The 19,514-nt window shown below is 56.9% G+C and carries 16 protein-coding genes and 1 pseudogene; 3 read left to right on the top strand and 14 right to left on the bottom strand.

Going from position 1 to position 19,514, the window contains the following annotated elements; genetic code table 11:
- The first annotated feature begins 184 nt into the window (after window positions 1-184).
- The 3 genes and pseudogenes from IVA75_RS00150 (at window position 185) to IVA75_RS00160 (ending at window position 3,130) form a co-directional block, all read left to right on the top strand.
- On the top strand, window positions 185-937 hold the full coding sequence (locus IVA75_RS00150; RefSeq protein WP_247282849.1) for a class I SAM-dependent methyltransferase: 753 nt from the start codon (window positions 185-187) through the stop codon (window positions 935-937).
- Between the two features lie 97 nt (window positions 938-1,034).
- On the top strand, window positions 1,035-1,994 hold the full coding sequence (locus IVA75_RS00155; RefSeq protein ID WP_247282848.1) for a class I SAM-dependent methyltransferase: 960 nt from the start codon (window positions 1,035-1,037) through the stop codon (window positions 1,992-1,994).
- Window positions 1,995-2,272: 278 nt separating this feature from the next.
- A pseudogene (locus IVA75_RS00160) lies at window positions 2,273-3,130 on the top strand (transposase).
- Between the two features lie 122 nt (window positions 3,131-3,252).
- Here the strand turns inward: IVA75_RS00160 and IVA75_RS00165 are convergent.
- From IVA75_RS00165 to IVA75_RS00230, 14 genes are all read right to left on the bottom strand, one after another.
- Entirely contained in the window at window positions 3,253-4,296 is a 1,044-nt protein-coding gene (locus tag IVA75_RS00165) for a glycosyltransferase family 8 protein (RefSeq protein WP_346658398.1), read from the bottom strand.
- Window positions 4,238-5,218 (bottom strand): glycosyltransferase, encoded by a 981-nt coding sequence (locus IVA75_RS00170; RefSeq protein WP_247282847.1) that lies wholly within the window; start codon window positions 5,216-5,218, stop codon window positions 4,238-4,240. The genes IVA75_RS00165 and IVA75_RS00170 overlap by 59 nt, the downstream gene beginning before the upstream one ends.
- Window positions 5,219-5,235: 17 nt before the next feature.
- Complete coding sequence (locus tag IVA75_RS00175) at window positions 5,236-6,378, bottom strand: DegT/DnrJ/EryC1/StrS family aminotransferase (protein ID WP_247282846.1); 1,143 nt, start codon at window positions 6,376-6,378, stop codon at window positions 5,236-5,238.
- Window positions 6,379-6,816: 438 nt separating this feature from the next.
- Window positions 6,817-7,332, bottom strand: coding sequence for a UDP-N-acetylglucosamine--LPS N-acetylglucosamine transferase (locus tag IVA75_RS00180; RefSeq protein WP_247282845.1), 516 nt, complete (start codon window positions 7,330-7,332; stop codon window positions 6,817-6,819).
- Window positions 7,333-7,518: 186 nt separating this feature from the next.
- Window positions 7,519-8,376, bottom strand: a complete 858-nt coding sequence (locus tag IVA75_RS00185; protein ID WP_247282844.1) for a glycosyltransferase — start codon at window positions 8,374-8,376, stop codon at window positions 7,519-7,521.
- 155 nt (window positions 8,377-8,531) lie between these two features.
- Window positions 8,532-9,533, bottom strand: a complete 1,002-nt coding sequence (locus IVA75_RS00190; protein ID WP_247282843.1) for an NAD-dependent epimerase/dehydratase family protein — start codon at window positions 9,531-9,533, stop codon at window positions 8,532-8,534.
- Window positions 9,530-10,708 (bottom strand): DegT/DnrJ/EryC1/StrS family aminotransferase, encoded by a 1,179-nt coding sequence (locus IVA75_RS00195; protein ID WP_247282842.1) that lies wholly within the window; start codon window positions 10,706-10,708, stop codon window positions 9,530-9,532. Before IVA75_RS00195 ends, IVA75_RS00190 begins: the two co-directional genes overlap by 4 nt.
- Before the next feature lie 98 nt (window positions 10,709-10,806).
- On the bottom strand, window positions 10,807-11,304 hold the full coding sequence (locus IVA75_RS00200) for an N-acetyltransferase (RefSeq protein WP_247282841.1): 498 nt from the start codon (window positions 11,302-11,304) through the stop codon (window positions 10,807-10,809).
- A gap of 25 nt (window positions 11,305-11,329) precedes the next feature.
- Window positions 11,330-12,832, bottom strand: a complete 1,503-nt coding sequence (locus tag IVA75_RS00205; RefSeq protein WP_247282840.1) for an oligosaccharide flippase family protein — start codon at window positions 12,830-12,832, stop codon at window positions 11,330-11,332.
- A 22-nt stretch (window positions 12,833-12,854) separates the two neighbouring features.
- Window positions 12,855-13,919, bottom strand: a complete 1,065-nt coding sequence (locus IVA75_RS00210; RefSeq protein WP_247282839.1) for a Gfo/Idh/MocA family oxidoreductase — start codon at window positions 13,917-13,919, stop codon at window positions 12,855-12,857.
- A gap of 290 nt (window positions 13,920-14,209) precedes the next feature.
- Complete coding sequence (locus tag IVA75_RS00215; protein ID WP_247282838.1) at window positions 14,210-14,722, bottom strand: glycosyltransferase; 513 nt, start codon at window positions 14,720-14,722, stop codon at window positions 14,210-14,212.
- An 845-nt stretch (window positions 14,723-15,567) separates the two neighbouring features.
- Window positions 15,568-16,884 carry an HlyD family type I secretion periplasmic adaptor subunit gene (locus IVA75_RS00220; RefSeq protein WP_247282837.1) on the bottom strand — a complete coding sequence of 439 codons (1,317 nt, stop codon included), beginning with the start codon at window positions 16,882-16,884 and terminating at the stop codon, window positions 15,568-15,570.
- Window positions 16,885-16,991: 107 nt separating this feature from the next.
- Window positions 16,992-19,133, bottom strand: coding sequence for a peptidase domain-containing ABC transporter (locus IVA75_RS00225; protein ID WP_247282836.1), 2,142 nt, complete (start codon window positions 19,131-19,133; stop codon window positions 16,992-16,994).
- A 49-nt stretch (window positions 19,134-19,182) separates the two neighbouring features.
- On the bottom strand, window positions 19,183-19,506 hold the full coding sequence (locus tag IVA75_RS00230) for a hypothetical protein (RefSeq protein WP_247282835.1): 324 nt from the start codon (window positions 19,504-19,506) through the stop codon (window positions 19,183-19,185).
- Between the last annotated feature and the right edge of the window lie 8 nt (window positions 19,507-19,514).

Here is a 19,514-nt window from a genome sequence, read left to right on the forward strand (position 1 = left end):
TCCGTGCCGTCACCTCCAAAACATTGGCCTGCTCGCGTTAAGTCCGCTGAAATCTGCCGCCCGGTCGCCACAAAATGCGCCGCACCGAGCTTCGACAGGGGGTTAATATCCATATTAATTTGTGCTATATCTAGGTCACTGGAATAATAAGCTACCGCATGCGATTAAATATGGAGATGACGTGATGGCCACCGTTTCCCCGCGAACTTTAGAGATCGCGCGCGATTGGAATATCACAAATTATTACGATAAAGCGGAATCGGATGCCTGGACCGACCCGTTTTGGAAGCCGGGCACGCCATTCCGACGCTTGTTCGAGAGATTGGATACCACATCAACCATTGAACTAGCGTGCGGGCACGGTCGGCATTCCGCTCGTTTGTTGAGCACGCAGCGAGACCAAACCACGCTTCGATCGCTAGTCCTGATGGATGTCGTTGAGGAGAATGTGCGACATTGCAAGGAAAGATTCTCGGATGTTCCTGAAGTAAGCGCGCACACCAATAGTGGCTACGATTTCTATCCCGTCGAGGATGGATCCGTCTCCGCAATATTCTGTTTTGATGCGATGGTGCATTTTGAATATGACGCGGTTTTTTCATACCTACAGGATGCTTGTCGTGTCCTGCGACCCGGCGGCCGCGCATTGTTCCATCATTCAAACTTAGACAAATACCCAGGCTCGGATTACAGAAACAATCCCCATTGGCGCAATTTTATGAGTAAAAATCTGTTTGCCCACGCTGCGAGTCGATCTGGTTTGCGTGTGCTCGAGCAAGTTACCATGGATTGGGACGAAGCCCGGAATTTGGACTGTCTGACCCTTGTCGAGAAGGCTTCAGATGGCTCGCCGGGCATGGAAAAACCGAAAGCGCGCAGCGAAAGCAGCCCGCTTACTCGCCTCGCGGACAGAGTCAAATTCATCTTCCTAAAATAGAAAGCGACTGGCGGGTTTTGTCGACGAACCCGGCGAACTCGTCAATTTCGTTGCGACTCTTATAGCGACAATCACAACACCCGTTCCGGCTTCACCGTTGCTGGCTAAGCCGGATACGATCCTCTGCTATGGCTGGGTACTTGAGATGATTTGTAAAGCTTGCTTGTCAGACGGCGAACATTCCCGTCACATCTTTGTTGAGATGATGTTTGGCACAAGAGAGCGGTTTGAATACCAGGAATGTATTGATTGTGGAACGATTCAGCGCCTGTCGGAAATTGCAGACGAGGGTCGTTTTTACCCCAGTGGCTATTATTCGTTCACCACGCCTCCGCGAAATTCGCGGCTTGCCGCAATCAGGGATGCGCATGCATTTGGCATGAAAAGCGTATTGGGAGCCGTGGCGTCCTTTGTGAGGTACGATCCCATCGTAGGGGTCATCGGAGATTTCGGAATTGATCCTGGCTCTCGGGTACTGGACGTTGGCTGCGGCTCTGCGAGGCTCCTTCACAGAATGTCTGCGGCAGGATTCAAGAATCTTACCGGAGTAGACCCTTATATTTCCAAACCAGCATCAGGCGCCGTGACCATTCACAAATCGGAACTTCAAGGCATGTCCGGCGAGTTTGATTTCATCATGTTCAATCACTCGTTAGAGCATGTCCCTGATCCGGACCAAAGTCTTGGCAATGCAAGAAAGCTACTTGCGCCCGGGGGCCGCATCCTAGTTCGCATCCCAACGTCGTCCTCGCATGCATGGATGGAATACGGCCCGAATTGGGTCCAACTCGATGCACCGCGCCACATTGTAATCCCCTCTCGCAAGGGAATGAACGCATTAGCCAAGCGCTGCAGCCTGTCTGTTAAGCAATCGATTGACGATTCTACTGCGTTTCAGTTCTGGGGCAGCGAAATGTACAGAAAGTCCAAGCCGCTCACATCCGGTCCAGACGATTTATTTAGCCGGCACGAGTTGAGAAGGTTTGCCAAACGAGCGGAGAAGTTAAATCTCGAGCAACAGGGAGATCAGGTAGCTTTCCTCTTGACCGCTGCTTAGATGGCCCGAGTCGGCGGCCCCACACACGTTCGGGGCGAGCATCGACTTCGAAAAATCCAACGAGTCGGTTCCGCCCGGAACGCGGTCCTCACCCAGAAGATTGCTTTTCAGTCACCCAACATTCACGATCGAATGGTTAAAGAGCACACCGTTCGATCAATTGAGCTACTCCGATTAATCTAGCAGTTTGCTGAAGAAGCCCTCGCCACCGAGGGGGCTTGATGATTCACTTTATCATCTCGAATCGACGGAGACGATCATGCGCGGGAGGTTTCCGGATCAGGGCGGCCTGTTTTACGTACATCGCGCCGGATAAGCGTGTGCCAGCGAACCATCCGCTGCGGAAGGTCCGGGACTTGTCCGTGATGTTTTGAGTGATTTGAACCGCAGCCTCGGGAAGCTCTACGCCTGCGAGTGACGTCCTTCGATCCCTCCGGAACAATTGCTGAGCGCCTTATTGCTGCAGGTGTCTTACGGCATCCGCTCGGAACGCCAGTTGATGGAGCAACTGAACTACAGTCTTTTGTATCGCTGGTTCGTGGGACTGGCGCCGGACGATCCAGTCTGGGACCCGACCACCTTCACCAAAAACCGGGAGCGGCTGCAGAACGTACCAGCGACCCGGACAGCAGGCTTTCTCGCGGGGCGGCCGGACGGGAGGCCAAGCTTTGCTACAAGGGCGCCACCATGGGGAACCGGCACGGGCTGGCGGTGGCCGGCAGGGCCACGCATGCCAATGGCACCGCCGAACGCCGGGCTTCGGAGACCATGCTGAAGGCGAGACGCAACGCCGCAGGCCGCCGCATCACGGCCGGTGAGGACAAGGCGTACGATACGGCCGATCATGTCGCCAATCTTCGCGCCATCGGCGTGACGCCGCATGTGACACAGACCCAAGCCGTCACCAAAACCGGCAAGAACCGCAACAGCGCCATCGACGAACGAACCATGCGGCATCCGGGGTACGGCATGTCGCAATCGCGCCGGGCGATAATCGAGTGCATCTTCGGATGGGGCAAGCAGCACGGCACCATGCGCAAGACCAAATACGTGGCATCGCTCGCGTTGCCGCCGATTTCCTGCCCGATCTGATCGCCTATAACGTGATCCGCATTCCCAAACTGCTGGCCGCTTAGCCTCCGAACGTCAAGGCCCACCCAACACCAGGACAGAACACTACATCCAACCCCACCGCGCCGACCCAACATGACCGGCGAGAACACAAAAACTCTCTATCTCGACGTTTTTCACCAGACTGCTAGGGATCGACCACCTCTTCCGAGCGAGTTGATTTGCCTCGTCTCCCGTCCTGGAAGCTCTTAATGCGGGACCAACCGATACGCAGGGTGCTTTCCATCTTGTCCATAGAGTTGCGTGCGAACCGCGTGTGGCTTCGAAACGAGTCGTACAATGCGGCATTCGCGTTCGGAACGCCGGGTCTCCAAGGTTTGTTCCAGGTTGTGAAATGAACTATGCTAGGCTTGTACTCCCCTGCAAATTCAGAGACATCGAGCTCTGCGTTGTAGGCTAGATAGTTCCATCGGGAAGGGAGGCTTTTCCAAACGCCATCGCACGCAACATTAAGCGCGTCTTGATCCGAATAAGGCGATCCCGGATAGCGTTTGAGATATTCCAAGGCGGTTTCGGAGATTTTCGCCTTTCGCCATTGGTGCAGGTCTATCAGAAGTACACCGGCGTTAAAGTAGTTTTGCACGCGAGGTACCGGTAGGCGAACGGTTTGATTTTTCAGCTGAGAGTCGAGTCCGTCCAAAACTGCGCCAAGAACATTTCCCTCGAGATCTGTTGTCCAGAGCGCCTGCAAATCATCAAGAACAAGGATATCGGAGTCTAGATACAATACTTTGGGGACAGTCTCTGGAAAAATACGCGGGATGAGGAACCGGGCGTAGGTGACTTTTGAAATGTACCCAATTGTCGAAAAGTGCCGGAACATTTCCAGATTCACTTCGATCCATCGGATCGACGCAGAACCATGCGGAAGGGAGTCGAGTATCCTCTTTCGAATACGCTCGGAAACACCGTCGACAAGCACGTGAAACTCGAACGGATCGCCGCTCCTATCCGTCTCCACAATAGACCGTAGGGTCGTCGCAAGTGGCATCGCATAGCGCCTGTCACAAGCAAGGACGATTGGGCATCGCATCTGTTTTGATTCCATCTGATGACCCGCATGGTTCCTGGAAGCGAAATGATTGTTTTCCGCGAGTCCCGGAAGATGTTCATCATTCCAATAGCTTGCCCGGCGCTCCTCTGATGACGGACAACGCCCATCGACGGCCATCCTTGCCCGGAATCTTCAGCACTCGCCAAATTGGAGGAAAGTAACGCAACCGGCGATCCATGGTCATGGCTTCGCGGATGTGGCCAAGGCCGTCACTAACGCGGCCTCGTCGTAACAATCCGATCCCGCTGCGAAACACTTGGTCAGCCAATCTATGACGGGCCAGGGCACGTAAACTACGCGCATTTCGAACGCGATTCTCGCATTCATCAAAAAAGCTCTCGAACGCAAGCAAGCATTGCCGATAATCTAGCATTCTTTTGGCATAGTAGGCGTTGGACATTGCCATCGCATGCTTGCGATAGATCGCCTGCACCGCATTGATCTGGACAACCGTGCCATGCGCAGCGAAACGCAACCACATCTCCATGTCACCGGCGTGAGGAAGCGACGTGCGGTATCCGCCGATCGCCTTCTGTGTCCGTGTCCGCGCAATTGCGGTCGCTGAGGGAACGTCATTTCTGGCTGTGGTGCACATCTCCTTTATCAGATCTTGCCGTGTCCAAGAATGGTTCTCGCCCGCCGGTAACGTAGGAAACGGCAAATCGTCAAACCAGAGGATGCATTCTCCATATGTAAGAACAACGTCGGAGTTTGCGTCCATGATCTCCGTTGCCCGCTGGAGGGCTCCGGGAACCAGCAGATCATCAGCGGACAAGAGCAAGAAGTATTCGGATGATGCCCACGCGATTCCTTCGTTGAACGTATTGATGTGACCATGATTGCGCGAATGCGCTCTCACCGTCACCCTCGGGTCGCTTTGCTCCAATTTCCTTGCGACTGACACCGAATCGTCCGAGGAGCAGTCGTCGATGATAAGTACGCGCAAATCCGAAATGGATTGGCTGAGAATGCTCGACACGCAAGCCTCAAGGAAGCGCCCATAATTGTAACAGGGGACAACAATATCGACCTTCGCCATTCCCGTTATCCTGACTCTCAAGCTATTCGGATATGCTGCAGCAGGGCACCGATGACTCGATTGATATCCTCCTGGCTCATTTGCGCGTAAATCGGCAGCAGTATCGATCGATCCTGAGCGAGTTCGGATTGACGGAGATCATGGCGCGGCTTCCCATTGACGTAAGCGGGTTCGCGGTGCGAGCACATGATCCCCCGTCGTGTCGCGATTCCCTTATCGAGCAGGCCTTGCATCACGGAGCGCTGGTCAAGGTGGTCAGGCAGACGCACGCAATAGCTTTGCCAATTGGACCTGGCCCACTCGGGCTCCTCCGGCACGCGCAGCCCCTCGAAATTCGACAGTAGCTCGGCGTACCTGGCAGCGATGGCACGGCGGCGCGCCACCAGTTGCGGAAGGCGTTCGAGCTGTTTGCGACCGATCGCCGCTTGTATGTCGGTCATGCGGTAATTGTACCCGACGACCAGATAATCCTCGAATATTACTAGAGGCGAACCATGCCGCACCGTGTCAGGGACGCTCATGCCATGTTGGCGCAACAGTCTGAATTTGCCATCAAGCTCCGGATCGGCGGTGGTCAGCATTCCGCCTTCTCCGGTTGTGATCACTTTCCGAGGGTGAAAGGAAAAGCAGCCGATGCGGCCACGCGGTTTTCCAATCGACTCCCATTGCCCGTTCATGCGGATTTTACTGCCGGCAGCACACGCCGCATCCTCGATCAGGACAATGCCATGGCGGTCAGTTATCTCGGTAAGTGCTGCAAGATCGCAAGGCATGCCCATTTGGTGGACGGCGATGATCGCGCGCGTTCGCGGAGTTATCGCTTCCACCAGCCGGGTGGGATCGATGTTGTAGGTTAACGGATCGATGTCTACAAAAACGGGTGTTGCGCCTTGAAACCGGACCGAGTTGGCCGTTGCGATGAAAGAATGACTCGGTGTGATGACCTCGTCACCGGGGCCGATGTCTAGCGCCGCCAGCGCAAGCTGAAGGGCTGTGGTACAATTTGATACAGCGCATGCGAAAGGTGCGCCGACCAGGGTGGCGAATTCTTGCTCGAAGGCGGCGACTTGCGGACCTTGCGACACCCAGCCCGATAGGACGGCTGCGCGCGCCGCACCAGCTTCTTCGTCGGCGAGGAGCGGCATTGCGATCGGGATCACGATGCAACCGCCTCTCGCGAGCTAACCGCAGCGAGCTTGCGTTCCACCCGCCGCCACTTCACGAATTGCGGCGGGCCCTGCTCCAGAGCACTGCTGGCGGCCCGATTATTCGGCAGGTGCTCCGCCTCCATTACATGCGCGCCGGCGTGAGATTCTTTCATTTCCACTTCCTTTGACGAGGTCCGATGTCTAGAACTGCGTTGCACGCGCGTCGCCACGCTGCGGTTAAGCTTAGAATTTGAAGGCGCGTGCCTGGGATATCTGCGTCTCTGCTACTCCACATTGCTCATTTCCGCCCACAACAATAGCACTATCCGACGAACCAATGCGTGCGGTCGTGCGATGCTTGTGTGCCGAGTCGCTCAGCCCCATTGGCCCACTCATCAACCGTGTGGATGAAGTGCTCAAGATATCCAGGCGTTCCACCCATCGCGAAGCTCACAGCACCGCGCCTGTGTAGTGGGGTCCATCGGGTCGCGCCAGATGGGGCCATTGCGTTAGCCAAAGGTCGGCGCAATGGCCAATTCGGTCTCCGGACATCGAAAGCTGCTCAACGTTGGCGATGCTGTCGAGCCAGATGGTGCGCGCACCCATCATTTGTCCGAACCGCAGCGCCAAATATCCCGGAGCAGCACCCGTCGAGACTACGATGTCCGGCTTTTCATTCCAAACGATCCAGGCGATTGTGCGCGCTGCTTTCAACAGTGCGATCTTGGTCCAGCGGTTAGCATCGTTGACGAGGTAGAACTTGTGGTCGGGCACCTGCGTGCGATAAGATCTATGGACGGTGACGAACGTAACATCGCAATGCTCGAAAGCGGGTTTGATCCGCAACAGCTGCACCCAATGGCCCCCACCCGAGGAGACTGCCAGCACTTTCGGCCGTACGTTGCGTGACCGCTCCGTATTGGGGTTCAGCACCGTGTTGTGGTGAAAGACCGGGCTCCGAAGCATTGGCTGGCCTCCCTAAGATGCTGCAAGATTCGCGAGCTCCCCCTGAACGAACGGATCGAAGCCTCGAATTGCTTGCATTTATTAATTAAATTACTATTTAAATTAACAGGCAGGTATTTAAAATCAAGCATTTTATATGCGCAACCCGTTCGATTTTCCTATCACGCGCCCAACCGAACTGGCGCCTCACTTGATCGAATCCGGCAGCGCCACCCGCGAAGTCTCGTCTCGTTGCCAGAGATGATCTCCAGGTCGGCCGCCTGTGGTAGCGTTACATCGAGCAGCAATGTTGACCCAGCAATAGATCAACAAGCCGAGCCACAAGCGAGGTTCTTTGAACAGCGTGAGGAGTGTCCAGTTATTGGCCGCTCCCTTGTTTGCGCGCAGCTCGGGAAAGCGCCGGGCAAGCTCGAATGTTCCCCTATAGGCCCGTGTTCTGACGGTGACGAGCTGCAGCAGAGTGCGTGGGGCGAACACCGTGGACCTCACGCAGACCAGAGTCTCCCGCTCTTCCCGTCTGAACTGAAGTCTGACATAGGTGTCATCAGCAGTGATGTCTGGAAATTGGCCGAACCGCCTGCGTCCAGCCTCTGACAAGGCGTACACGCCTGAACCGCCGATTCCCTCGCGCGAGGACGGCAGCCGTGACCGAATCCCGAAGTATTTGCGAACCAGCCAGGAACAGCCTGCCAGATTGATCTCTGCCGTAGGCGCCACCGCCAAAACGTCACCTTCATTCAGGCGTCTTGCCAAAGCTAGAATGGCATCAACGGTAATAACAATATCGGCGTCAGCATAAATTCGCGGAAACATGTCCGCGATTTGATCACCAAGGTTCAGAGCGTGGGTCTTCCTTGCGGTGTCCGACTCCACAACCTTGACAGTCGGGCCGAAACGCCGGGCGACATTCGCAGTGTCGTCAGTACAGCCGTTACAAACGACGACAACGCGCAGCTCGTCCGAAGCTGGCTTGCCAACCCATTGGCTCAACGTCCGTGCAATCACGGAACTCTCGTTGTGAGCTGGGACGACGATCGAAATCATGGCGGGCCCGGTGGAATGAATCAGATTTCCGTACCTCTCTGAGGCGGCCGCAGGGTCCATCAGTCTCTGCGGCGCATCCCTTGCTAGAGCTGCTATCCGCGGCACCAACGAAATCTATTCAGATGGCACGGCCGCGCGTTCTGCCTCAGCCGCACTCACGATGCTGCTGCCTGTCGCTGACGGTCCGAAGCGAGATCGCGTTCGGATCGCCACCATTTTACGAGATCGGCGAGCCCCTGCTCAAGCGAGACAGTGGTGCGGAAACCAAGCAAACGCTCTGCCTTGCCCGTCGACGCCAGCCGTCGCGGCACCGGATTGACCGAGCGCTCGGGCGCGAATTCGGGTGTCAAGCCGCGGTGTCCCATCACGGACGCAAGCACAGTCGCCAGCTCGGTCAGACTGGTTTCAGTGCCGCTCCCGACGTTAAAAACCTCATCAGTAATCTTGGCCCTGGCCGCAAGGATATTGGCACGCGCGATGTCGCGGACATGGACGAAATCCATGGTCTGGCGGCCGTCACCAAAAATAATCGGAGGCAATCCGGCTTCCAGGCGCTCCATCCAACGGATCAAGACCTCGGTGTAACGTCCGTGGATATCCATTCGGCTGCCGTAGACGTTGAAATATCGGAATCCCACATAGTCGAGGCCGCTTACATCGTTGAAGGCCCGCAGGAGCCCTTCGTTAAACGCCTTGGCAGCCCCATAGAGAGTTCGGTTGTTGTACGGATTCTGCCGCTCGGTCGTCGGAAACTCCTCGGCCATGCCATATACGGACGCCGACGACGCTGCGATGATCTTCTCGATATCGTGCTTGATGCACAACTCCAACAGGTCATAGGTGGCATCCACCATGACCTCCTTGGCAAGGCGTGGTTCGGCCGCACAATGAGTGATGCGGAGTGCGGCCTGGTGGAAGACGATATCGGCAGCCTTGACCAACGCTTCCATCAGCTTGCGATCTCGGATGTCGCCGTGAACCAATCTCACCGGCCCACGCCCGAGCGCGCGCCGGAGATTTTCCGGACGGCCTCTTATCATGTTGTCGATGGCAACAATCTCGATGCAGCCCTCATCGCAGAGCAGATCAACGATGTGGGAACCAATGAAACCTGCGCCGCCGGTGACCAGAACGCGCTTTCCCTTGAGATCGATCAAGACGCCCTCCTACTGTGGGACCATGTCATGAAGTGTTGGGGATGCTCCGCTCGATTGCTGACGGCTTCGCTGGGCTGCAGCGCCGCCGCGTTCCTCAATGTGGAGACAACTTCAACCGCCTGTTCCGGTAGCAACTCCGGAAAAATGGGAAGAGAGAGGAAGTCGTTGGACAGCATCTCAGTGACGGGGAGATCACCGGCACGATAACCGAGGTCCGCATAGGCCCTCTGCAGATGCACGGGAACGGGATAGTGGATCCCGGCGCCGATGCCGGCGTCAAGCAACAGCGTCAGCCCCTCATCGCGGCGCGGCAACCTGACCGCATAGACGTGGTACACGTGACGGGCGTGATGGGGAGGCTGGGGGCGCGCGAATGGCACATCAGACAGCAGTGCATTGTATCGCTCGGCGAGCGACCGACGCGCTTCCGTCCAGCGCTCGATGTAGTCCAGCTTGACGTTCAGTATCGCGCTCTGAATTTCGTCCATGCGATAGTTGTATCCGGGAATGACGTGATTGTATTTTGTCTCCTGTCCCCAATCCCGCAGCAGTGACACGCGGCGCGCCAATTCAGGTCGATCGGTTACGACGGCCCCACCCTCGCCAAAAGCTCCAAGATTCTTGCCGGGGTAAAAGCTGAAGCATCCCAGATCGCCAATCGAGCCTGCGCGACGTCCGCGGTATTCCGCGCCATGCGCCTGCGCGGCGTCCTCGATGACGACCAGACCGTGACGACGCGCGATCTCCATGATGGGATCCATGTCGGCCATCAGCCCGTGGAGATGGACCGGCAGGATCGCTTTGGTTCGTGGTGTTATCGCAGCTTCGATCGAGCCGGGATCCATCGTCCATGTTACCGGGTCAACGTCGACAAACACGGGCTTGGCGCCGCTGTAGAGAATGGCTGCGGTTGTCGCAACGAACGTCATGGACACCGTGATGACTTCGTCGCCGGGTCCGATGCCGGCCGCCAACAAGGCAAGGTGAAGCGCCGAAGTTCCGCTGTTCACCGCGCGGCAATGGGCGGCCCGGCAATACTCCGCAAAGCGTTTCTCGAAGGCAGCCACCTCTGGGCCGAGCACAAAGTGACCGCTGCCCACGACTCTCGCGACCGCGGCGTCGATCTCCGGCTTGATCTGGCTATATTGGGCTTTCAGATCCAGGAAGGGTATCAAGATTCAACACCTTGGATTGGAGCAAAATTATATAAACAAATTAACTCGCATTATTATATTCAATCAAGCGTTAAATTAGATACCATACACCTATCGATTTAAACTGGTTTATCGCCCAGAACGGTGTTCTCAGTTCCGAACAGACGCCGAGCGGGCACTCCGGCGACGATGGCGCCGGGCGGAACGTCCTTCGTCACCACCGCACCCGCGCCTACGGAGGCACCCGCACCGATTGTCACACCGCACAGAATGGTCGCGTTCGATCCGATGGAAGCTCCCCTACCGACATGAGTGCGCTGCAGTGTCCAGTCCGACGCTTGCTGAGGACGACCATCCGCGGTCGTTGCCTTCGGGAATTTATCGTTCGTGAACATCACACCATGACCAACAAACACTTCATCCTCGATCGTGACGCCCTCGCAGATGAAGCTGTGCGACGATATCTTGCAACGCGCGCCTATCTTTGCCCCCTCCTGGACTTCGACGAAGGTTCCGATTTTGCTCTCGTCACCAACGGTGCAACCATACAGGTTGACTAGATCGGGATGAAAAATCCTGACGTCCCTACCGAGCTTTACGTCGTTCGTAATGGGCATCTCCGCCTCCAAGAATCGCAAGGCCTCACAGGGCCGAACGCGATGGCCTCAGCTTCGGTGCAACACGGGCCAGACTAGCTGCAGCGAGATGGAGCTGATGCAGCAGCGGGTGGCCGGTCAGCAGCAGCCCTAGGCACCAGCAAAGCGCCGCAGCACACAATCCCGAGGCCAAACCGGCAAATGACGTCAGGATTCCCTGTTCCGTCAGCGCCGCGCAGCCGAATGTGCCCAATGCTGTTATCGCTGTGACGACCCCACTCTTCATCAGCGCGCGAGCAATGTCCGTTGGTTTAAGGCCTAGGTGCCGGCCGATAAAATAGATCGCAACTGCAGCTTGGAAGGGCAACGTCAAAACGGCGGAGGCGGCGACAGCCTGCACACCGAAGAAGGATGCGCAAAAAACTACAAGAAGCGACGGAGGTAGAGAGATGAAGGAGGAGATCAAAGCGTCCCGCACGCTTCCAACCGCTACAAGCATGGGATAACTCAAGCACGCCGCAAAAAGCGCCATGTTTGCGATGCAGAGCAGCCGCACGAGAGGCACGACCTCCAGCCACGTCTCGCCGAGCCAGATCTCGATGATCGGTCGCGCCATAATGGCCACGAATATCAGGAACGGCCAGTGCGCGGCGGAAAGCAGCTCGATCGCCTCGAGATAGATGGCCTTCAGGTCGTCCCCCGCTTCGCGCCTTGCGACAATCGCCGGCATGATCACAGGGTTCAATACTTGCGTAACGAGCTTGTCGAACGTTTGCGTTAGGTTAATCGCACGGCTGTACAGACCGACGGACATAAAGTCCAGAGTTCTTGCAAGGAATAGCTGGGGCGCCAGATTGTAGAACACGTTGATGACGCTAACCCCGCTGGCATAAAGGCCAAAGCTGACGATCTCGCGGTATTTGAGGAGCGAGGGACGCAGTGCGTTTAAGTCCCGATGACTGGCGAGCAGCGCCAAGGTCAAAATCACGCTTCCCGTCAGGGCTCCCCAGACCGGCGCCATATAGCTGAATCCCGCCATCGCTAGCCCGATCGAGACCAGAGCAACAGCCACACCCGCGACGAAGTTGCAAATGGCTAACGTGCCGAACTTCATGTCCCGGCGCAGCAAGGCCGAAATTGTCCCCGACACTGGTGCCAGGAAAAAATTCATCGCCGAGACCTCAATGCCCCTCTTGAGACCGTCCTGGGCGAAAAGATCTGAGAGCGCGCCTGCAAGAACAAACAGAAGAAGCGCTATGGCCACTGAGATCCCGAGCGAGATGGTGAAAGCTGAGCGAACATCGGCTGGAGATAGATCACGCTTCTGAATCAGATAGTTTCCGCCCCCGAACTCCTGAAAGGATGCACCAATTACCGCGGTGACGGCATTGACGACCGCGTACACTCCGAATTCCGCGGGCGATAGCAGACGAGAGAGAACCGCGGTAGCGACCAGGAACAGCAAAAGACTGCCATAGCGATCGACCGCCGAAAACAGGATGGAGCGTTGTACCGCACTAATCGCAAGACCGTCACGCTGTTCGCGCATTTGAATATCGCCCGCCAATGATTCAGACCGTTGCCGTCGCACGTTCCGGGACCCTGCGCGGCTGGCGTTTCAGCAGGACCGGTTTGCCATGCTCGGCGATCGAGCGGGATGCAGCCTCCAGGACCTCGATCACCCGCAGTCCGGACATGCCACTTGAAATCGGTCGCGTCCCGCTGCGCACACAATCGATAAAGTGGTCGACCTCGACCTGCAGCGCTTCCTTCGGGGACACGTGGGGAGCCCACATATCGCCAGCCCGATAACCGATCCGGAATTGATGGGCTTTGTCGGAGGGGCCATCAACTGTGATGCCCTTGTCATATACCTTGATCTTTTCCGTCGGTTCAAGATCGTCGTAAACGATCATCTTCTTGCTGCCTCCGATGAACGTCTGGCGGACTTTGATTGGCGAGAGCCAGTTGACGCTAATGTGGGCTACACACGCGCTATCGAAGAACAACGTTATATGAGCCATGTTTTCCGGCGAGCCGACCACATGGCATGATCCTGTCGCCGAAACGGCAACGGGCTGCTCATCGAAGATATAGTGGATGATCGAAATATCGTGCACCGCCAAGTCCCAGATCACATTGACATCGCTCTGGAACAAGCCAAGGCTCGCGCGTGTGCTGTCGTAGTAGTAGACATTACCGAGCTCTTTCTTGACCAAGAGTTCGCGGATTTTCCGCACCGCGGGCGTGTAGATGAAAGTGTGGTCCACGCTCAATATCAGGCATCGCCGAGCCGCCTCATCGATCAGGCGTCGGGCCAGATCTGAATTTTGTGCAAGCGGCTTCTCCACCAGAACGTGCTTGCCCGCCTTCAGTGCGGATAGAGCCAGTTCATAGTGTGTATTAACCGGCGTAGCGATGGCCACGGCATCGACGGCAGGGTTCTTGAGCAGCTCGTCGCAGGAGGACGTCGTTATCACCCCCGGATAAAGCCGCTTGCTTGCCGCGAGCTTTTCCGAATCAAAGTCGCATACGCCGACTAGACGAACCGAGGGATGAGCAGCGAAATTGCGGACCAAGTTCGGTCCCCAATAGCCGTATCCGATAACTCCAATTCCTATTGTGTCGTTCGACATAACTGCACCAGTGGTTTGAAATCGGGTGAAATGTAGAATCTACTTGGCTATGGCTTTCGGTTGCTCTGGCGATATCCGAACTGCTGGCCAATACCCAGTCGAAAATGAACGCCGGCACACGCGCAGTGTATCTCCGACATTCCATCTCACGATCATGGAGGATACGTCGAGCATGGCTGCGCGTTCATTCGGCAGTCCTCGTTGTTGCTAAATGCACCCCTTCCATCATCGTTCCGGCGCGACCGGCGAGGAGAAGAGGCTCGACTGTCTTGTAGCTCCATATTGACCGCCTAAGCTGAAGCGCTGGTAGGCTGTGAACGGATATGTCCCGTTTCAATAAAAGTCCGAATTGTCAGGATCAGCTGTGGTGATGCTTCACCACCAAGGCGCTCGCATCGGTTGAGGACGTCCAATTGATCGAGTTTGTCGGATAATTCCCTTTCCTCGAAAGCGACCTCAATCCGGCCCTGTGCGGCGAACTGTTTTGCCGTTGCGACCTGATGATCGTTTCGGTGTTCGCCCAAGCTCGCACGACGCGGCATGACAATGATTCGCTTTCCAAGTTCGAGGGCGGTGATAATGGAGCCCATGCCTGCATGAGCGATCACGAGGCTTGCCGCCTCAACGCAATTCCTGAATCCACCGGGGTCAACAAATCGTTCGGTGCGGATGTGCTTGCACTGATGCTTTGATGGCCCGATCTGAGCGAAAACATCGCTTCTCGCCCGTGCACCGGCCCAATCGTCGACCGTTTGGATCAGACGGTCAAACTGGACTTGCGTACCGACGGTTACGAAGATCATGACACGCTCCTTCATAGCTAAGCGCTCGGCAAGCAGTCTTGGTCCTGATGTATCGCCGCCACATGCGCTGCCGGCGGCGCATGGCCTCGCTCGCAAGAGCCACGGTCTCGGTGTCATGTTTCGAATATCGACGCTGCGCGCGCATCACGGCTCCTGCGAGGAAACAAGACCATTCAAATTATTTAATTTTGGTATTTGATTTATAACTTCATAATACAGAGGCGACTTTTATTTTCAAGTGATTAAATTACTGGATTTTTAAAATACGTAATCGCCTGCAAATTCCGGGTATTTTCGAGTAATTTCGCGTAAGGCGGATTAATCGGGACCAAGCAATGTTCTCGATTATTATTCTGCACCCCAGCCGCCGACGCGCTTTGCAGTCTCGATGCGCAGAACATTCCAGGCGATCGGTTCGCCGCAGCACGTGGCTCTGCCGGGTGTCAGTCCCTTCGCAACACCGGTGTGGCGCGGACCAGGCGACGTTCGTCTTCGTCGGCCCCTGGCTCGCGCCGTGAGCCCTGTGCAAAGTGGGCAGATCGCGCATTACCGGAATATGGCGGAAGGCCGCCCACCCCCGCAAATACCGCTGATAGCAGGCACCGCTCGTACTCGCATCGGCATTAGCTGGTATCTTCACGCCGCGAGCCAGCAGTCCCGTGCATTCCGTCGGCGCGCACTTAAGCCATTGCGGTCCTGTGTGCCATCCGATCCCATCGGATCACGTCGATGGTGCCTCTGCTGTGCGGCCGTCGGATGATGGCCTGCAATCGTCTGCAATTCATGCGAAGCGCGCTGCCATGCCGTTGGAATTGCTTTCATTGATCGCTGTTGGCGCTGAATGCCTAGTACTCCCGGATGCTTTCATCCAGACCGCGAAGCAAGGGGTACAGGAAATAAGAAATCACGGTGCGCTTGCCGACTTTCAGTTCGGCCGTCACCGCCATACCCGGAATCAGTTGAATGCGCTCAGCCGGCAGCCGAAGGTGCGTGTCGGACAAATCGACCAGTACGCGGTAATAGGGAGCTGGCGCGCGGCGCGCACCTTCGGCCTTCGGATCCGGCGAGAACGTGTCCTGGCTGATGACGCGGACCTCGCCCGTTGCCGTTCCATATTTCTGGAAAGGAAACGCTTCGAACTTGATCCGGACCGCTTGTCCAAGCGCCACCTGACCGATATCCCGACCCTCGACATTGACCTCCGCCTGGAGAGGCACATCACGAGGAACCAGGACAAACAGCGTTTCCGCTTCGCGAACCACCGAGCCGACTGTGCGGTTTGCGATGTCCAGCACCACGGCATCTGCCGGCGCCTGCAGGACGATCAGCTGCCGACGACGGTCGGCTTTCTTCAATTCCTCTGCTGCGCTGTTGCGCTTCGGCAGCGTCTCTGCCAGTTCCTGATAAGTGGTGCGACGAAACTCCTCGGTGAAGACCTTCTGGTCAGCGCGGGCCTTGTCCAGCCGATGGGTCGTATCGGCGATACTGCCACGAACGCGCGCCAGATTGCTCTCAACCTCGAGCCGTGCATCGCGAGACAGTAGAAAGTTCAGCCTCGAACCGACCTCTTTGTCCATCAGCGTGGTGCGCATGGCTTCAATTGAACGCATCGTATCGAGTCGCTGAAGGAGAACCGTCTCTTCGTCCTGCGCTGTCTTCAGATTGGCTCGAGCGGAAGCGATCTGTGCGTCATAGTTCTGGATCTGCGCCTCATAGGCGGCTCTCCTCTGCAAGAACAACTTGCCCTGCAGGATTTGGTCAGCATTTGTGAGCTCCTTGGCGGCATACTCCGTTCCATTCACTTCGGCGCCCAGGCGATCGATCGACGCATCGAAACCAGCCACCCTGCCGCGCAATTGATCGAAATCAGCCTGCGAGAAGGTCGGATCGAGCGTAGCCAGAACGTCGCCGCGGTTGACGCGATCACCGGCCTTGACGTGGATCTCGCGTATGACCGACGTTTCCAACGGCTGTACGACCAGGTTTGGACGTGTCGTGGTCAATTTCCCCTGCGCCGTGACGATCATCTCCACTTGCGAAACGGATGCCCAGGTGACCGCGAAGGCAATTAGCCCAAGCACGCTGTAGAGGGTAAGACGCGCGAGCCGCGGCGGCGCTTGCTGCTCGACTTCGGTTGCATCCGACTGGAATTCGGCGATCACAGGCGCTCGCCTCGGCACCGGCCTGAATAGCTTCCGCCGTCGCTCGACCGTTCTGGCCAGGACCAGACCGTTCGTGTTCGCGTCCGTCCGTGGTTGCCTTGGCTCCATCATGCAATCTGTTTCATCTGTTGGTTCCACAAATGCCTGTAGATGGTGCATTTCGACAGGAGGTGGTCGTGGCGATCCACGTCAACGATTCGGCCGCGGTCCATCACCAGGATCCGGCTTGCTTCAGTCAGCATTGACAGCCGATGCGAGACGATGATGACGGTGCGCCCTGCTGCCAAACGGCGGAGGTTGCGCTTGATGATCATTTCGCTTTCGGAATCGAGGGCACTCGTCGCCTCATCGAAAATCACGATCCGTGGATTGACGATCAGAGCCCTCGCAATCGCGAGCCGCTGCTTCTGCCCGCCGGACAGGTTCGAGGCATCTTCCTCGAGCATGGTGTCGAAGCCACGGGGCAACCGCTCGATGAACTCGTCGGCGCCTGCGAGCTGTGCAGCAGCGACGACTTCGGCGAATGTCGCGTCCCGTTTCACGCATGCGATATTGTCGCGGACCGTCCCTCGAAACAGGAAATTATCCTGCAAGACGATTCCGAGGTTTCGGCGCAGGTGTGCCAAGTCGAGTTCCCTCGAATCGTATCCGTCGACACGGAGCAGCCCCTGTTGCACCGGATACATGCCCGAAATCAGCCTTGTGAGCGTCGTCTTGCCGGAGCCGCTTCGGCCCACGATCCCGAAGATCGAACCTGGCTCGACGGTGAAGGAGACATCATCGAGCGCCGGCGCTCCCTCAGCTCCGTAACGAAAAGAAACACCTTCGAACTCGATTTTTCCGGCGAAGTCGGGCCGCAGCCCATCTTTCTTGCCATCTCGCTCAGGCTTCTGATTCATCACCTCGCCGAGCATTTTCACGGCAAGAGCAACTTCCTGGTATTCGTGCACCATGGTCACGAGTTGGACCAGTGGTCCGGAGACCCTGCCGGCCAACATGTTAAACGCGACCAGCGCGCCGATTGTCATTTCTCCAGCGAAGACATCGAGTGCTCCGACAGCGATGATCCCAAGTGTCATGATCTTCTCGAGAAATCCGGTGAGCGCCTGGGCACCGGCGGAAATCTTCTCGACACCGAATCGCATGGTAATCGACTGTGCACAGCGGCTATCCCAAATCCTGCCCTGCACGGGCTCCATCCCCAGCGACTTCACCGTGCGCATACCGTGAACTGTTTCGACGAGGAGAGCCTGCCGCGCACCTTCCGCCTGGTAAAGATCGTAAAGACGTCGCCGGAAAGGGCCCATGAGCAGGCCGACAACAGCACCGCTCGCGGCAGTGAAGGCCAAAACCATAAGCGTCAACTTGACGCTGTAGATCGCAAGTACCGGCAGGAAGACGAATAGCGAAAGCGCGTCGAGGGTGGTTAAGAATAGTCGGCCGGTCAGAAACTCACGGATCCGCGCCGCTTGCTGCATGTGCTTGACTAAGACCCCCGCTGCCATGTGCTCGAAGAAGGTGACCGGCAGCCCGAGGAGATGACCGAACGTCTTTGTAGCAACTCGAATGTCGACCTTATTGGTCGCATAAAGTAGCAGGTAGCGCCGCAGAAAGCCGAATATCGCGTCAAAGACGAGTGCTGCGGCCGCGCCTGCCGCGAGTACGTAGAGCGTGGTGTAGCTCTCGTGAACCAGAACTTTGTCGATGACGAGCTGGAAAAAGATCGGGACGACGAGGCCCAACGCATAGAGCATGATGGCGGCAATCGCGACGTCCCTGAACAGTCGCCATTGAAGAAGCAATTCCGGTACGAACCACCGGAGGCCGAAATTTCTGCGCCCATCCTGTGTCAACTGCTCGCGCTTGATCAGGATGGTGTCCCCGGCCCATTGGGCACAAAATCGGTCCCGGTCGACAACCAAGACCTCGTCCTTGCGGTCGGCGAGCGGGTCGAAGACGCTGACGACCTCAGTGCCCTCAGCTCCCAGTCCTGCACCAAGGACAACGATCCAGTTGCCATTGGTTAGCCGCGTCAGCGCCGGATAGGCTTCTCCGAGACGGATCAGCGCACCCCACTCGATTTTCGTGCTTCTCGCGCGCAGACCTGCATCCTTGGCCATGCGCAACAGAAGGTTCAACGAGAGCGGAGCGGCTACGGCATAGGCGTGCTTCAGACGCTCGACCGGCAGGTCGATCCCATGATAACCGGCAGTCTTGGACAGGCACTCCAATGCCGTCTGCGTCGCCAATCCAGACGGGTCCACAACCCGGCCTTTCGCGCCACTAGCGGCGTCGATTTCACCGGAAGTTCGAAGAGACATTATGAGACCGTGGCGTGCTGGGCGCGAGCGCATCGCGTACGACCGACGTACTGTTGTGCGACTCAGCTGGCTGATTTCGCCGGACTACGCCGGCGTCGACCAACCCCTGAAGCGCCTTCTGCATCACATCGACCGAATTAGCGAAGGATTCGACCGAAAAGATCAGCCGCTGAGAAAACACGCGTTTCGGGACATTGTTGGCGTCACGCTCCTTCGGTGAAAGACTGACCAGATCGACGCGGACGATGGTTCCGCTAACGGTAATTTCTTCGATTCCGTCGGTATAAAGTTCGGCGTGCATCTGGTATC

It is taken from the genome of Bradyrhizobium sp. 134 (assembly GCF_023074155.1).
GTDB lineage: Bacteria > Pseudomonadota > Alphaproteobacteria > Rhizobiales > Xanthobacteraceae > Bradyrhizobium.

Excerpts from the sequence above, each read along its gene's own strand:
- IVA75_RS00230 (WP_247282835.1), bottom strand. The coding sequence starts at position 19,506 with ATGCACGCCGAACTTTATACCGACGGAATCGAAGAAATTACCGTTAGC.
- IVA75_RS00150 (WP_247282849.1), top strand. The coding sequence starts at position 185 with ATGGCCACCGTTTCCCCGCGAACTTTAGAGATCGCGCGCGATTGGAAT.
- IVA75_RS00210 (WP_247282839.1), bottom strand. The coding sequence starts at position 13,919 with ATGTCGAACGACACAATAGGAATTGGAGTTATCGGATACGGCTATTGG.
- IVA75_RS00205 (WP_247282840.1), bottom strand. The coding sequence starts at position 12,832 with ATGCGCGAACAGCGTGACGGTCTTGCGATTAGTGCGGTACAACGCTCC.
- IVA75_RS00200 (WP_247282841.1), bottom strand. The coding sequence starts at position 11,304 with ATGCCCATTACGAACGACGTAAAGCTCGGTAGGGACGTCAGGATTTTT.
- IVA75_RS00185 (WP_247282844.1), bottom strand. The coding sequence starts at position 8,376 with ATGATTTCGATCGTCGTCCCAGCTCACAACGAGAGTTCCGTGATTGCA.
- IVA75_RS00165 (WP_346658398.1), bottom strand. The coding sequence starts at position 4,296 with ATGGCCGTCGATGGGCGTTGTCCGTCATCAGAGGAGCGCCGGGCAAGC.
- IVA75_RS00215 (WP_247282838.1), bottom strand. The coding sequence starts at position 14,722 with ATGATCTTCGTAACCGTCGGTACGCAAGTCCAGTTTGACCGTCTGATC.
- IVA75_RS00180 (WP_247282845.1), bottom strand. The coding sequence starts at position 7,332 with ATGCTTCGGAGCCCGGTCTTTCACCACAACACGGTGCTGAACCCCAAT.
- IVA75_RS00170 (WP_247282847.1), bottom strand. The coding sequence starts at position 5,218 with ATGGCGAAGGTCGATATTGTTGTCCCCTGTTACAATTATGGGCGCTTC.